Here is a 13775-nt window from a genome sequence, read left to right on the forward strand (position 1 = left end):
GATGAATAGCTTTGCGCAATCGCTCCAGAGCAACGCCCCGCTGATCAACCGCGACCGCTTGTGGCAATCGCTGACGGACCTGGCCCAACTCGGCGCAACGGCCAAGGGCGGTGTCTGTCGCCTGGCCCTGACCGACCTCGACCGCCAGGCCCGCGACTTGTTCGTGCAGTGGTGCGAGGCGGCCGGGTGCAGTGTCAGCGTGGATGCCATCGGCAATATTTTTGCCCGGCGTCCCGGGCGCAATCCCTCCCTGGCGCCGGTGATGACCGGCAGCCATATCGACACCCAACCTACCGGCGGCAAGTTCGACGGCTGCTACGGGGTGATGGCCGGGCTGGAAGTCATCCGTACGTTGAATGACTTGCAGATCGAGACCCAAGCGCCGATTGAAGTGGTGGTGTGGACCAACGAAGAAGGCTCGCGCTTCCCGCCGTGCATGATGGGCTCCGGGGTGTTTGCCGGGAAGTTCGACTTGCAGGACACCCTCGACAAGCTCGATGACCAGGGCCTGTCGGTGGGCGCCGAATTGCAGCGCATCGGCTATGCCGGTTCGCGTGAAGTGCTGGGCCACCCGGTGGGTGCGTATTTCGAAGCCCATATCGAGCAAGGCCCGGTGCTGGAAGACCAGGCCACCACGATTGGCGTGGTCATGGGTTGCCTGGGCCAGAAGTGGTTCGACCTGACTCTCATCGGCGTCGAAGCCCACGCCGGCCCCACGCCCATGCACCTGCGCAAGGACGCGCTGGTCGGCGCTGCCGAGGTGGTCAGCGCAGTCAACCGTATCGCCCACCAACAACAGCCGCACGCCTGCGGCACCGTCGGTTGCCTGAGCCTGCACCCGGGTTCGCGCAATGTGATTCCCGGCCAGGTGCACATGACCATCGATTTGCGCCACCTGCATGCCGACAAGCTGCAAGCCATGGTCGATGAAGTGCGCGGCGTGATCGAAACCACGGCCGCCCGCCACGGGTTGACGTTTGAACTGACACCCACCGCCGACTTCCCGCCGCTGGACTTCAACCCGGCCTGCGTCAACGCCGTTCGCGATGGCGCGCGTGCCTTGGGCTTGAGTCATATGGACATCGTCAGCGGTGCCGGGCATGACGCGATTTTCGTCGCCGAACTGGGCCCGGCCGGGATGATCTTTGTGCCGTGCGAAGGCGGCATCAGCCATAACGAAATCGAAAACGCCGCGCCGGATGACCTGGCGGCCGGTTGCGCAGTGTTGCTGCGCGCCATGGTCAATGCGGCTCAGGGGGACGTGGCATGAGTGAGATTGGGCAACTGACGGCGGTGCAACTGTTGCAGCATTTTCGCGACAAGAGCTTGTCACCGGTAGAAGTCACCGAAGACGCTTTACTGCGCATCGAACGCTATAACCCGGTGGTGAACGCCTACTGCCATGTGGACCCACACGGCGCATTGAACGCTGCGCGGGCCTCGGAACAACGCTGGCTGAAAGGTGAGCCTTGCGGCGCACTGGATGGCGTACCGGCGTCGATCAAAGACCTCACGCTGACTCTCGGCATGCCGACGCGCAAGGGTTCACGCACGTCTTCAGCCGAAGGCCCATGGGATGTGGACGCGCCCTTCTCGGCCTTTATGCGCAAGGCCGGTGCGGTGTTGCTGGGCAAGACCACTACCCCCGAATTCGGCTGGAAAGGCGTGACCGACAACCCGCTGTACGGGATCACCCGCAACCCGTGGGACACCCGCACCACGGCAGGCGGCTCGTCCGGTGGCGCGGGTGCAGCGGCGGCGCTGAACCTCGGCGTGCTGCACCAGGGCAGCGATGCGGGCGGCTCGATTCGTATTCCCTGTGCATTTACCGGCACGTTCGGGATCAAACCGACCTTCGGCTATGTGCCGCAATGGCCGGCCAGTTCCATGACAATCCTCTCGCACCTGGGGCCGATGACCCGCACGGTGGAAGACAGTGTGCTGATGCTACAGACCGTGGCACACGCGGATGCGCGGGATGGCTTGATCGGTGCACCGAGAACCACGCCGTGGCTGACGCCGGGTACAGATTTGAAAGGCTTGCGTGTGGCCTATAGCCCCACGTTCGGCTATGTGGATGTGGATCCGCAGGTCGCCAAGGTGGTCGCCCAGGCCGTGGAGGGCCTGGTGCAATTGGGCGCCCATGTCGAGCAGATCGACCCAGGTTTCAGCGACCCGCTTGAGGTGTTCAGCACGTTGTGGGCTGCCGGCGCTGCACGCTTGACCGGCTCCATGAACGACGCCCAACGGCAACTGCTGGACCCAGGGCTGCTGCGTATTGCGCAACGCGGCGAGCGGCTGAGCCTGAAGGATTTCAACGCAGCCTTGGAAGCGCGGGCAGCATTGGTGGCGCGTATGGCGGCGTTTCATGAGCACTACGACGTGCTCGTGTCGCCGATGATGCCGATCACCGCGTTCGACGCCGGACACAACGTACCGCCCGACTCGGGGATGAACGAGTGGATGGAATGGACGCCGTTCACCTACCCCTTCAACTTGACGCAGCAACCGGCGGCGTCGGTGCCGTGTGGGTTGGCGGCGAATGGGCTGCCGGTGGGCTTGCATGTGGTGGGCGCGCGTTTTGCCGATGAGATGGTGTTAGGGGTGTGTCGAACGTACGCAAAGGCGTTCCCCACCGAACACCTTGAAGCACCGAGCGTGCCCTGAACCGCGGCTTTCGACCGCAGATTGCCGTGTGCATCTGCGGTCGCGGATGGCCTATAATTCGCGCCTCTTTTTGTTGCCCGGATTGTTTCAGATGGAATTCACAAGGACTGTCCTGACGAGCGCAGTGCTCGCCCTCCTGCCTGTCATGGCCCACGGCGCGCCGTTGGACCTGACCTACACAGCTCCACCTTCGCAAGTTGTGCCGGTCGACTTGACGGCCCCGGCCAAGCCACTGTTCCCGGTTCAAACCCTGCCTGCGCTGAAACTCGAACACAGTTGCGAAGGTCCGCAGTGCCAATACGAAATTGATCTCGACAAGCGCCACGAAGACCAGGCGACACGGCGATGGTCTATCGGGATCCAGTAAGACGCTACGCACGAACGTCGCCCCAGATAAGCAAAAGCGGCAACCGCCGTCACTGACGCACTGCGGGTGTGCCAGCGATACGCCAAGGCATTTCCAACCGAACATCGGGCGTCCCCACAGTGAAGTCATCAAGGCCTGGGGCATCTATGTACCGCCGCCACAGGCCTGATCAGCAGTCAAATCCTCAAGGTCATAACCCTTAACCTTGAAGAGTACATGCACCTTGGACCCGATCAGATACAAAGATCTTTTGATCAACTTCACACACAACTTTTCCTACTACGGAAATAACCGTACCGGCAATAGCGAGAACGAGCACTTCGGCGATAAGCCCATCACGTTCTATCGCCCCAGAGTTCCCCCGGAACTGGCCGAATATTCAATACTGGGCGATGTACTCGAGCCTAACTTCCGCGATATCCACGGCCTGAAGGTGGTGCCAGTGGTGGCGGACGCACAGGGCCCGACAGGGACCGCGCTCAAACCACCGATCGACTTTACCTGGGTGTGGCAGCTAGACAGACCCGAACTCACCCTTTCGATCTGGCGCCCGGTAGCACCGCCCGGTTACGTGAGCATGGGGTTGGTCTGTAACAATTCCCTTCGACCTCCGAGTAACGCAGCGGTCAAATGTGTGCGTAAAGACCTGGTTATTCAAGCCCGGATCGATGAGGAGGTCTGGAACGACAGGGGCACGCAGGCGGGCACGAACTTCTCCGCCTGGAAAATTGCGCCGCCCTCGCCCTTGCCGGCAGAAGTGTTCTTTTGTACGGGAACCTCTATCGGTCATAACCAATATTCAATGCCCTCATCCGTCACCCGCGCCTTCGCCCTGCGTACGCACCTGCCCATCCAGGCCCCCGTCGCGCCCTCGCACGCGCCGGTGTTGACAGGCTACGCCCGGCCATCGGACTTCGAGCGTAATAACGCGACCTACACAATGGTACTGCCTTGGTTCGTTATCTCTGACCCCGTATTGACGCCGGATCAGCAGTTCATTCAATCACCTCAGTACCACTTGCAGAGAACCGAGAACTACGTGCTGGTTCGCCATGCTCACAACAACACGGGTGACGTTCAACGCTACAACTGGGCGATCCATTCCAGTGAATCAACCAGCAGCACGCAAACGAACTCAACCACTGCAGGAATAGAGTTAAGCGTAGAGGCTGGCTTTGCGGGGCTGTTCAAAACCGCTGCGAAAAGCAACTTCAGCATCAGCCAGAGCAACGCAATCACCCAAGGTTGGACAACCTCAAAAACGTTCACTGTCTGGTGCACCCTGGGCGCCTATAAAGCCGTTGGCGTATTTTTGATCAGCTATGCATACCGGCTGCTGCGTACCGACGGCAGCGAAGTGGGTGAAGGCCTTACGCTGCAACCGCACAACAGTTTGTACTGGGCCGAGTACCCGTCTGCCCCTGGCTCGGCGACGGTAGTCGAAACGGCAGAGTATTTGGTCTCGTAGCCTCTGCTGCATGAATGAATGCCAGTCCAGGGGACAATGACTCTACAATAACCGTCACTTTCTTCTGCGACTCCCCCATGGACATCGAACTGGCACGCACCTTCCTCGAAATCACCCGCTGCGGCAGCCTCGCCGCAGCAGCCGAGAAACTGCACGTCACCCAGACCGCCATCACCGCCCGCGTGAAGAACCTGGAGAGCCAACTGGGCAGCACGCTGTTTATCCGCAACCGCGCAGGGGCACGCCTGACCGCCGATGGCGAGGCCTTCGTGGTGTACGCCAACCAGCTGCTGCAAACCTGGGAAGCCGCCAAGCGTGACCTGCCGTTACCCGATGGTTACCGCAATGTGCTGCATATCGGCGGCGAGGTCAGCTTGTGCAACCCGTTGATGCTCGGCTGGGCCCAGGCCCTGCGCGAGCACATCCCCGGGCATGCCCTGCGCACCGAAATCCGCGAAGGCGACTATCTGTTGCGCCAGTTGGAACTGGGCGTGCTCGATGCCGCGTTGGTGTTCCAGCCGCACTACTGGCCGGGCTTGCAGGTGGAGCAGGTGCTGGAGGAAAAACTGATCCTGGTGCAACTGGCAAGCCAGCCGGAGCCGTACGTGTATATCGATTGGGGCCAGGGTTTTCGCCAGCAACATGACACCGCCCTGCCCGACAAGGCCCGCGCTGCGCTGAGTTTCAACCTCGGACCGCTGGCGTTGCAGTACATCCTGGAGCATGGCGGCGCAGGGTATTTCCGCACGAGGGTGGTGCAGAGCTACCTGGACAGTGGCGTGATGCAGCGGGTAGCCAAGGCACCGGAGTTCAGTTTCCCCACTTACCTGGTGTATTCACGGGCGCGGGATTCGGCGGTGTTGCAACAGGCATTGGCGCTGCTGCGCGAGGTGGTCAAGGCCGAAAGTGACTGGTCGCAACGCTGGGATCCGCTGATTTGAAGCGCCGGATGGCGCCGCGCATGCTAGCCTGCGGGTGTTTCCTTTTGCAGCCTTTGCGATGAACAAGAAAAAGTCCGTCACCATCAGCGACATCGCCAAACGGGTCGGCATGACCACCATCACGGTGTCCCGGGCGCTGAGCAAACCCGACCTGGTCAAACCCGCCACCCTGGCGCGCATCCTCGAGGTGGCGCGCGAGCTGGACTATGTGCCCAATGCCTTCGCCCGTGGGCTCAAGCGCAGTGAAAGCCTGATCATCGGGGTGATTACCGCATCGGTGGACAACCCGTTCTACAGCGAGATGATCAAGGCGATTTCCCGCGAGGCCAAACAGCACGGCTACACCATCATGCTGGTGGACACCGACGAGCTGGAAGAACTCGAGAGCAAAGCGGTGGACACCCTGCTGGGCTACCGCGTGGCGGGGATCATCCTCTCGCCGGTCTCCGATGAGCCCAGCTACCAGCCTGACTATCTTGAGCGCCTGGCCAACGGCAAGACGCCGGTGGTACTGCTTGATCGCACTATCCACGACAGCCCTTTCAGCCGCGTGGTGCTCGACAATTACCACAGTGGCCTACAGGCCGCACACTACCTGCTACGCCAGACCCCACACTTCAAACGCCTGCTGGTGCTGACCGGCCCCGAGCATTCACGCATCACCGTGGAGCGTCTCAAGGGCCTGCGCGAAGTGCTGGCCGAACACCCGCAGGTCGAAGTTGAAGTGCAGGCCGGCGACTACACCTTGATGCCGGCTTACCTGCACACCCTCGACTACCTGGCCGATCACTCGGTGCCGGATGCAATCATGGGTTTCAACCAATTGATCACCCTGGGAGCCCTGCGCGCATTGCGCATGCACAACATCCCCCACGACAGCCTGACCATCTGCGGTATCGACCGCCTGCCCTTCGCCGATATTTTCGGCGTACCCATCGCCTGCGTGGCCCACGACGCCTCCCTGGCTGGCAGCAGCGCAGTACGCCTGCTGCTCGACCGCCTGCAAGACCCGTACAAGCCACGGGACAAGGTCGTCATCGCCGGGCAGTTGGAAAACGGCTAGCGGCTGGTGTAACCACCATCGATAGGCAAGCTCACGCCACTGATCATGCTTGCCGCGTCGCTCAGCAGGAACAGCACTGGCAACGCCACTTCCGCCGGTTGCGCAAAACGCCCCAACGGAATGGCTGCCAGCGCTGGGTCGCGCTTGGCCGGGTCGGACCAGGCCATGCTCGCCATCGGCGTCAACGTCACCGTGGGATTGACGCTGTTGACGCGTATGCCGAAACGCCCCCATTCAGCGCATTGCACTCGGGTGATTGCATCCAGTGCGGCTTTGGAGGCGCAGTAGCCGAGATGGTCGTCCAGCGCCACCAACGACGCCTGGCTGGAAACGTTGACGATACTGCCGGCGATATTCGCCTCGAGCATTTTTGCCACGACACGACTGGCCACCTGGGCAGCGGCACGGGCATTGACGTTCATCACCTGATCGAAAGCCTCGGCGCTGATGGCGGCGGCGGGCTCCAGGCGCGAGATGCCGGCGCAGTTGACCAGGCCGTGCAGGGGCGGCAGGTCTTGCAGCGCTTTATCGAGGGCCGCGCTGTCGGCGATATCCAGGCACAACGTGCGGCAGCCCAGTTGCGACAGCGCGTTGGCGTCGCGGCCGAGGGCGAAGACTTCGGCGCCGCTGTTGATCAGTTGCCGGGCGATTTCGCGACCGATGCCACTGCTGGCGCCGGTAACGAGGATGCGCTGGTGGGTGAAATCGAAGGTGGCTTGCATAAACGAAACTCTCGAGAACAATAAAGACCCCTTGTGGGAGCGGGCTTGCTCGCGAATGCGGTGGTTCAGCCATGCATGTAGTGACTGGCACACCGCATTCGCGAGCAAGCCCGCTCCCACATTTTTGGACCGTGTTGAATCAGTCGGCTTGCAGGTTGTGCATGATCGGTTTGAGGGCCGGATACAGCTTCAGGTACTCGGTAAACGCTCGGTCATAGGCCATGACATTCTCGCGCTTGGGCTGCGCCCGTTGCTCCAACTGCACCCAGCCCGTGTCCATCGCCGCGTCACTCACCAACCCCACCGTATGCGCCGCCAACAACGCCGCGCCCAAGGCGGCTTCAACCTCCTGGACAATCGTGTAAACCGGGTAACGCGTGACATCGGCGATGATCTGCATCCATAAATCCGAATGGCTCGCCCCGCCCACCACAATCAGGCGCGGGTCCAGGGAATGGGCGCCCTGGGTGCCCGCCTCGATATTGTGGCGCAGGGCAAAACTCACCCCCTCCAGCACTGCGCGATACAGGTGGATGCGGCTGTGATACAGGTTGAGCCCGACAAAACTGCCACTGGCGCGGTCGTCCCATACCGGGCTGCGTTCGCCCATCAGGTACGGCAGGAACAACAGGCCTTCACTGCCCGCCGGGATCTTCATCGCGCTCTGTTCCAGCAGCACCAGGCTGTCTTGCCCCGTCGCCTTGGCCTGCTGTTCTTCGGCCTGGCAGAACTGCTCGCGAAACCAGCTGACCGAGGCCCCGGCAGTGATCGCACCGCCGAAGATGTACAGGTCGCGGTGGCCGTTGTAGACGTGGGGCATGCTCACCAAGCCATGGTGTGCATCGACCTGCTGGTTGAGGTAGCCCCAGCACATGCTGGTGCCGATCATCGCCACATGGTTGCCCGGTTGGGTGACGCCAGCGGCCAGGGTCGCCATGGCCGCGTCCACGCCGCCAGCAAGAATCGGCGTGCCCGCCTGCAAGCCCAGGCGCACGGCCCAGTCCGGCAACAGCCCACCCACCACCTCGCCGGAATACAGCAGGCGCTCGGGCATCATCGCCAGGGGAATCTCCAGCGCCGCGAGCATCTCCTCGGACCAACCGCGCCGCGCCACGTCATACACACCGCCGATATTGCCGGCGCTGCTGTGGTCCACCGCCAATTCGCCGGTCAAGCACCAGTTGATGTAGCTGTTGGGCGGCAGCAGGTAACGGGTGTTTGCCCACACCTGAGGCTGATGCTGCTTGAGCCAGAGCATCTTGGTGAAGCCGTAGTAGCTGTCTACCGAGTTACCGGTGACCGTGAACAGCCGGTCCAGGTCCACATGCTCGCGCACCCAGGCCACTTGCTCGCCGGCACGCCGGTCCATCCAGATCAGGCATGGGTGCAGCGGCGTCATCTGCGCATCCACGGCAATCCCCGAGCCACCGTACAGGCTGCTGATGCACAGCGCCTTGACCTGCTGCGCCGGCACGCCAGCCTTGGCCATGCACTGGGCCACGCAGTCTTGGACCGCGTCCAGCCACACCTGCGGCCATTGCTCGGCCCAGCGCACTTTCGGCGTATCCACCCGATAGCCCTGACTGTGCTGGGCGATGATCGTGCCGTGGGCATCCACCAGCAGCGCCTTGGTGCTTTGGGTCCCTATGTCGACACCCATGACGTAGCTCATGCTGTTATTCATGGCCAGGCAGCACCGGTTTCAACAGCACCTTGATCGACTTGGTCGAGTTGGCCAGCTCAAACGCTTCGGCCCAGTCGTCCAGCGGGAAATCATGGGTGACGATGCCTTTGGAGGTAACCAGGCCACGCTCGAACAGGTCGATGGCAATCGGGTAGCAATACGGGCCAAGGTGCGCGCCGCGTACATCCAGCTCCTTGCGGTCGCCGATGATCGACCAGTCGACACTGGTCTCGGCGCCAAACACGCTGAATTCGACAAAGCGCCCGAGCTTGCGGATCAGGTCCAGGCCCTGGGTGACGCCGGCCGGGACGCCAGTGGTTTCGATGTAGACGTCGCAGCCGTAGTTATCCGTGAGGCCGTTGATGATCTCGCGGGCGTCGTCACGGGCCGGGTTGATCACCACATCGGCACCATATTTTTTCGCCAGTTCCAGGCGCTCGTCGACCATGTCGATCACCACCAGTTTTTTCGGCGTCTTCAACGCCGCCACCTGAACCATGCACAGGCCGAGGGTGCCCGCACCGGCAATCACCACCACATCGTCGAGCTGCAGATCACCGCGGTTGACGGTATGGATCGAGCAGGCCATGGGTTCCACCAGCGCCGAGTCTTCCAGCGACACCGACTCGGGAATCTTGTGCACGATAGCGGTCTTGGGAATGCGCATGTACTGGGCCATGCCGCCTTCGGCCACTTCGCGCTGGAAGCCGAAGATGTTGTGCACCTCGCACATCCAGTATTTGCCCGACTTGCAGAAGCGGCACTTGCCACACGGCACAATCTGTTCGGCGATGACCTTGTCACCGACCTTGACCTCAAAATGCTCCTCGGCGCCCTCGCCCGCTTCCACCACGTAGCCGAAAAACTCATGGCCCGGCACCACCGGCGCCTTGACCCAGGGGTTGTCACCGCCCCAGAACATCGCCGCGCCCGAGTGGCACTTGCAGTCACTGGCGCAGATGCCGCAGGCGGCGATGCGGATCACTAGTTCATTGGCGCGGGGCTGGGGTTTGCCGATACGTTCCAGGCGATAGTCTTTCGGGCCGTGGCAGACGACGGCTTGCATTTGGGTGTGCTTGTCCATGGTGTTCGGTCCTGTGTGGTGAGGTATTTATCGATGGCGCTGACGGCTGATAAAGATAGCCAGCAAAATGATCCCGCCCTTGATCACGCTCTGGACGTAGGGCGACACGCCAAGCATGTTCAAACCGTTGTTCAACACTCCGAGCAGCATGGCGCCAAGCAAGGTGCCGACGATCACCCCGCGCCCGCCGGCAATCGAGGCGCCGCCCAGTACCACGGCGGCAATCGCATCCAGCTCGAACGACACACCGGCATTCGGCTGGCCGCTCATCAGGCGCGAAGTGAGCACCAGCCCGGCAATCGCGGCGGTGAGGCCACTGATGCCATACACCAGCAGCTTGAAGCGTGCTGCGCGTACCCCGGACAAGCGCACTGCTTCTTCATTGCCACCGATGGCGTAGATGTAGCGGCCAATACGCGTGTGTTGCAGCAGCACATAGGCGGCCAGGTAGGTGAGCAGCATGATTAGGATTGGCACCTGCATGCCGAACACACTGCCGCGCCCGAAAAAGGCAAACCACTCCGGCAACCCGGAAATCGGATAGCCATCGGTGTACATCAGCCCGAACCCACGGGCGATGCCCATGGTCGCCAGGGTGACGATGATCGGCGGCATGTGCAGGTAAGCCACGAATAACCCGTTGCCGATACCGAAGGCCACGCCCACCAGCAGCCCGACGCCAATCGCCAGGCCCGGCGGCACACCCGCGACCATCAGCCCGGCAGTCAAGGTGCCGGACAACGCCATCACCGGGCCCACCGACAAATCGATGCCGCCCGTGAGAATCACGCAGGTCATGCCCACCGCGATAATCGCGTTGATCGATACCTGGCGGGCGATGTTGGAGAGGTTGCTGGCGGTGAGGAACGTGTCGCTGGCAAGGATCATCACCAGGGTCACCACCACCAGCCCGACAAACGGATAAAACGCCGGCGAGCGCAGCAACCGTGCCAGGTTCAGGCGCAAGCGACTGGTGCCTGTCGGGTTAATGGACGTATTCACTTGAGCCCCCTGTTGCATGGCGCATGACCTCTTGAGGATTGACGGCGGACGCTTCCAGCACCTTGACGATCGCGCCCTTGTGGAACACGGCGACGCGGTCGCACATGCCGATGACTTCGGGCAGTTCGGAAGAAATCATGATGATGGCGTAGCCTTGTTCGGTGAGGCTGCGCATCAAGGCGTAGATCTGCGCCTTGGCGCCGACGTCGATGCCGCGTGTGGGTTCATCGAACACCAGCACGTCGCAGTGATGGTTGATCCAGCGCGCGATCACGACTTTTTGCTGGTTGCCGCCGCTGAGGTTAAGCACCCGGCTCTCGCCGCTGGGCGCCTTGATCGACAACTGGCGCATCAGCGCTTCGACGCTGGCGCATTCCCTGGCCTTGTCGATCAGGCCCGAGGCGTTCTGATACTTGGGCAGGTTGTTCAGGGTGATGTTTTCGCGAATGCTGAAATCGGTGATCAGCCCTTCACTCTTGCGGCTTTCCGGCAGCAGGCCGATGCCTTGCGCCAAGGCTTGGGCCGGGTCGTCGAGGCTGATCTTTTCGCCGCGCAGCCATACCTCTTTGCTCACCGACGGCAGCGCGCCCATCATGCCCAGGGCCAGCTCGGTGCGGCCTGAGCCCACCAGCCCGGCGAAGCCGAGAATCTCACCCTTGTGCAGTTGGAAACTATTGTGCGGGCCGTTGCGCACCAACTGGATGTCCTTGACCTCCAGCAACAACGGGCCGCGTTCGGTGGTTGGCTTGGGTGGGAAACTGCATTCCAGGCGGCGACCGACCATCATCTCCACCAGGCGGTCGATATCACTGTCGGCCACATCGGTGACGCCCACATTGCCGCCATCGCGCAGCACGCTGATGCGGTCGCACACCTGGAAAATCTCTTCCAGATGGTGCGAGATGAAAATCACCGCCACCCCCTGGCGCTTGAGTTCGCGCATGATCTCGAACAGCAACTCGGCTTCGCTGGGGGTCAGGGTCGCGGTGGGTTCGTCGAGTACCAGCAGGCGCGCATCCAGGGCCAGGGCCTTGGCGATTTCGACGAACTGCTGCTCGGCAACGCTCAGGTGCTTGACCGCGCAGTGCAGGTCGATGCTCACCCCCAGGCGCTGGAATAACGCCTGCGCCGCCTCGGCCATCTCGCGCTTGCGCAACAGGCCCAGGCGATTGCTCAACTCATGGCCGAGGAAGATGTTTTCTACCGCCGTGAGGTAGGGAATCAGGCTGAACTCCTGGAACACGATGCCGATACCGGCAGCGATCGCGTCGCGGTACGTCGCAAATTGCCGGGCCTGGCCATCGATCAGGATCTGCCCTTCGTCCTGATGCTCGACGCCGCCGAGGATCTTCATCAGGGTAGATTTGCCCGCGCCATTTTCCCCGAGCAAGGCGTGGATTTCACCGCGCTCCACTTGCAGGTTGATGGACTTGAGGGCCTGTACTCCCGGGTACCGCTTACAGATGTTTTCCAGCTTCAGAAGACTGCTCATACCGCCGACCTCGCGTTCAGAAGGAAGACCTGGGCCCCACGGACTGCGTGGGGCCTGGGGGGTTTACCAGCTGAAGTCCTTGGCCTTGGCCTGGTCGATCAAGGTGATGTCCACCGGCACGCTGGCCGGAACTTGCGCGCCCCACTTCTTGGCCAGGGCAATGCCCAGGGCGAGGCGGATCTGGTCGCGGGGGTATTGGGCCGAGGTGGCGATGAAATGGCTGCCGGGTTTCTGGATCGCCTTGATCGCTTCCGGCGCGCCGTCGACGCTGACCAGCTTCACCTCCATGCCGCTGGCTTCGATGGCAGAGAGTGCGCCAAGGGAGCCGTTGTCATTGACGCTGAAAATGCCCTTGAGGGTGGGCTGGGCCTGCAGCATGTTTTCGGTGACGGTCAGCGCCTGGTCACGTTCCTGCTTACCGTTCTGGATGCTGACAATCTTGATGTCCGGGTGCTTGGCCACCGCCTCTTTGCAACCGCGCACACGCTCGAGGATCGGCACTACGGCGATACCGTCGAGAATGGCGATATTGCCTTTGTCACCGATGGATTCAGCCAGGTATTGGCAGGCCTGGAAACCGGCATCGAAGTTCTTCGAGCCCACGAACGAGTCCAGCGGGCCGTCCGCCTGGGCGTCCACCGCCACCACCACGACGCCAGCGGCATGGGCCGACTTGACGGCCGATTGCACGCCGACCGAATCGGTGGGGTTGATCAGCAGGATATCGATGCCTTTTTGCAGCATGTCTTCAACGTCACTGACCTGCTTGGACACGTCGTGGCGGGCGTCGGTGATGATCAGCTTCGCACCGATGGTCGCACCGGCTTCTTCCAGGGCGTTTTTCATGGTGACGAAATAGGGGTTGTTGATTTCCTGGAACGACGCGCCGATGCGGATAGGCGCGGGTTGAGTGGCGGCAAATGCTTGAGTGCCGAGGGTGATGCCGACAGCCAGTAAACACAGGGTTTTCGGGAGCATTTTCATGGCGTGAGTCTCTGTTTTGTTTTTATTTTTAGAGTAAATGTTATCGTTAACATTTTGCGAGAAGCTAACAAGTAAATGGGGGTGGCGCAAGCCCCCGTTGGTCGTTTGGAGTTCTGGGTGGGGGTGTGCATATCCGTTATTTAGGTAACGGCCACTTAGGGTTCCGCCCTTACGTGAACTGCCCCCCGAATGTTGGACACCTGACCCCTCGGGAGGGTGTTCCATGACGAAATACAACCTAGCGCTCAAGCAATCACTGATTGAAGAGTGTCTGTCTGCAAGTAGCGTTCATGAGGTGGCC

12 protein-coding genes are annotated in these 13775 nt (G+C 61.7%); 6 read left to right on the plus strand and 6 right to left on the minus strand.

Features of this window, described 5'->3' with window-relative positions; translation table 11 throughout:
- The first annotated feature begins 1 nt into the window (after nt 1).
- The 6 genes from JFT66_RS20850 (at nt 2) to JFT66_RS20875 (ending at nt 6506) form a co-directional block, all read left to right on the plus strand.
- The gene (locus tag JFT66_RS20850; RefSeq protein ID WP_198860006.1) at nt 2-1270 is read left to right on the plus strand and encodes a Zn-dependent hydrolase; all 1269 of its coding nucleotides are present in this window, start codon (nt 2-4) and stop codon (nt 1268-1270) included.
- Nucleotides 1267-2667 (plus strand): amidase, encoded by a 1401-nt coding sequence (locus tag JFT66_RS20855; protein ID WP_034120441.1) that lies wholly within the window; start codon nt 1267-1269, stop codon nt 2665-2667. Before JFT66_RS20850 ends, JFT66_RS20855 begins: the two co-directional genes overlap by 4 nt.
- A 124-nt stretch (nt 2668-2791) precedes the next feature.
- Nucleotides 2792-3034: a hypothetical protein gene (locus JFT66_RS20860; RefSeq protein WP_198860007.1), complete on the plus strand. Its 243-nt coding sequence runs from the start codon at nt 2792-2794 to the stop codon at nt 3032-3034.
- Nucleotides 3035-3257: 223 nt separating this feature from the next.
- Entirely contained in the window at nt 3258-4502 is a 1245-nt protein-coding gene (locus JFT66_RS20865) for a Vps62-related protein (protein ID WP_034120444.1), read from the plus strand.
- Nucleotides 4503-4579: 77 nt separating this feature from the next.
- Entirely contained in the window at nt 4580-5443 is an 864-nt protein-coding gene (locus JFT66_RS20870; protein WP_198860008.1) for a LysR family transcriptional regulator, read from the plus strand.
- 58 nt (nt 5444-5501) lie between these two features.
- Nucleotides 5502-6506, plus strand: coding sequence for a LacI family DNA-binding transcriptional regulator (locus JFT66_RS20875; protein ID WP_198860009.1), 1005 nt, complete (start codon nt 5502-5504; stop codon nt 6504-6506).
- On the opposite strand, the gene JFT66_RS20880 is transcribed toward JFT66_RS20875, so the two are convergent.
- The 6 genes from JFT66_RS20880 to JFT66_RS20905 all read right to left on the minus strand — a co-directional run bounded on the left by JFT66_RS20880 (nt 6503) and on the right by JFT66_RS20905 (nt 13474).
- Nucleotides 6503-7228 (minus strand): SDR family oxidoreductase, encoded by a 726-nt coding sequence (locus tag JFT66_RS20880; protein ID WP_198860010.1) that lies wholly within the window; start codon nt 7226-7228, stop codon nt 6503-6505. The genes JFT66_RS20875 and JFT66_RS20880 overlap by 4 nt on opposite strands.
- A 139-nt stretch (nt 7229-7367) precedes the next feature.
- On the minus strand, nt 7368-8900 hold the full coding sequence (locus JFT66_RS20885; RefSeq protein WP_198860011.1) for an FGGY-family carbohydrate kinase: 1533 nt from the start codon (nt 8898-8900) through the stop codon (nt 7368-7370).
- Between the two features lie 4 nt (nt 8901-8904).
- Nucleotides 8905-9996, minus strand: a complete 1092-nt coding sequence (locus tag JFT66_RS20890; protein ID WP_198860012.1) for an alcohol dehydrogenase catalytic domain-containing protein — start codon at nt 9994-9996, stop codon at nt 8905-8907.
- Nucleotides 9997-10023: 27 nt separating this feature from the next.
- Nucleotides 10024-11016, minus strand: a complete 993-nt coding sequence (locus JFT66_RS20895; protein WP_198860013.1) for an ABC transporter permease — start codon at nt 11014-11016, stop codon at nt 10024-10026.
- Nucleotides 10982-12490 (minus strand): sugar ABC transporter ATP-binding protein, encoded by a 1509-nt coding sequence (locus tag JFT66_RS20900; protein WP_153870846.1) that lies wholly within the window; start codon nt 12488-12490, stop codon nt 10982-10984. The genes JFT66_RS20895 and JFT66_RS20900 overlap by 35 nt, the downstream gene beginning before the upstream one ends.
- Nucleotides 12491-12553: 63 nt before the next feature.
- Nucleotides 12554-13474, minus strand: a complete 921-nt coding sequence (locus JFT66_RS20905) for a substrate-binding domain-containing protein (RefSeq protein WP_034120457.1) — start codon at nt 13472-13474, stop codon at nt 12554-12556.
- Nucleotides 13475-13775: the final 301 nt, after the last annotated feature.

The organism is Pseudomonas sp. MF6755, assembly GCF_016405635.1.
Classification (GTDB): Bacteria; Pseudomonadota; Gammaproteobacteria; order Pseudomonadales; family Pseudomonadaceae; genus Aquipseudomonas; species Aquipseudomonas haemolytica.

Bases quoted from the DNA above. Each gene is read 5' to 3' on its own strand.
- JFT66_RS20875 (WP_198860009.1), top strand. From the start codon at position 5,502: ATGAACAAGAAAAAGTCCGTCACCATCAGCGACATCGCCAAACGGGTC.
- JFT66_RS20880 (WP_198860010.1), bottom strand. From the start codon at position 7,228: ATGCAAGCCACCTTCGATTTCACCCACCAGCGCATCCTCGTTACCGGC.
- JFT66_RS20870 (WP_198860008.1), top strand. From the start codon at position 4,580: ATGGACATCGAACTGGCACGCACCTTCCTCGAAATCACCCGCTGCGGC.
- JFT66_RS20850 (WP_198860006.1), top strand. From the start codon at position 2: ATGAATAGCTTTGCGCAATCGCTCCAGAGCAACGCCCCGCTGATCAAC.
- JFT66_RS20900 (WP_153870846.1), bottom strand. From the start codon at position 12,490: ATGAGCAGTCTTCTGAAGCTGGAAAACATCTGTAAGCGGTACCCGGGA.
- JFT66_RS20885 (WP_198860011.1), bottom strand. From the start codon at position 8,900: ATGAGCTACGTCATGGGTGTCGACATAGGGACCCAAAGCACCAAGGCG.
- JFT66_RS20890 (WP_198860012.1), bottom strand. From the start codon at position 9,996: ATGGACAAGCACACCCAAATGCAAGCCGTCGTCTGCCACGGCCCGAAA.
- JFT66_RS20895 (WP_198860013.1), bottom strand. From the start codon at position 11,016: ATGCAACAGGGGGCTCAAGTGAATACGTCCATTAACCCGACAGGCACC.
- JFT66_RS20855 (WP_034120441.1), top strand. From the start codon at position 1,267: ATGAGTGAGATTGGGCAACTGACGGCGGTGCAACTGTTGCAGCATTTT.
- JFT66_RS20905 (WP_034120457.1), bottom strand. From the start codon at position 13,474: ATGAAAATGCTCCCGAAAACCCTGTGTTTACTGGCTGTCGGCATCACC.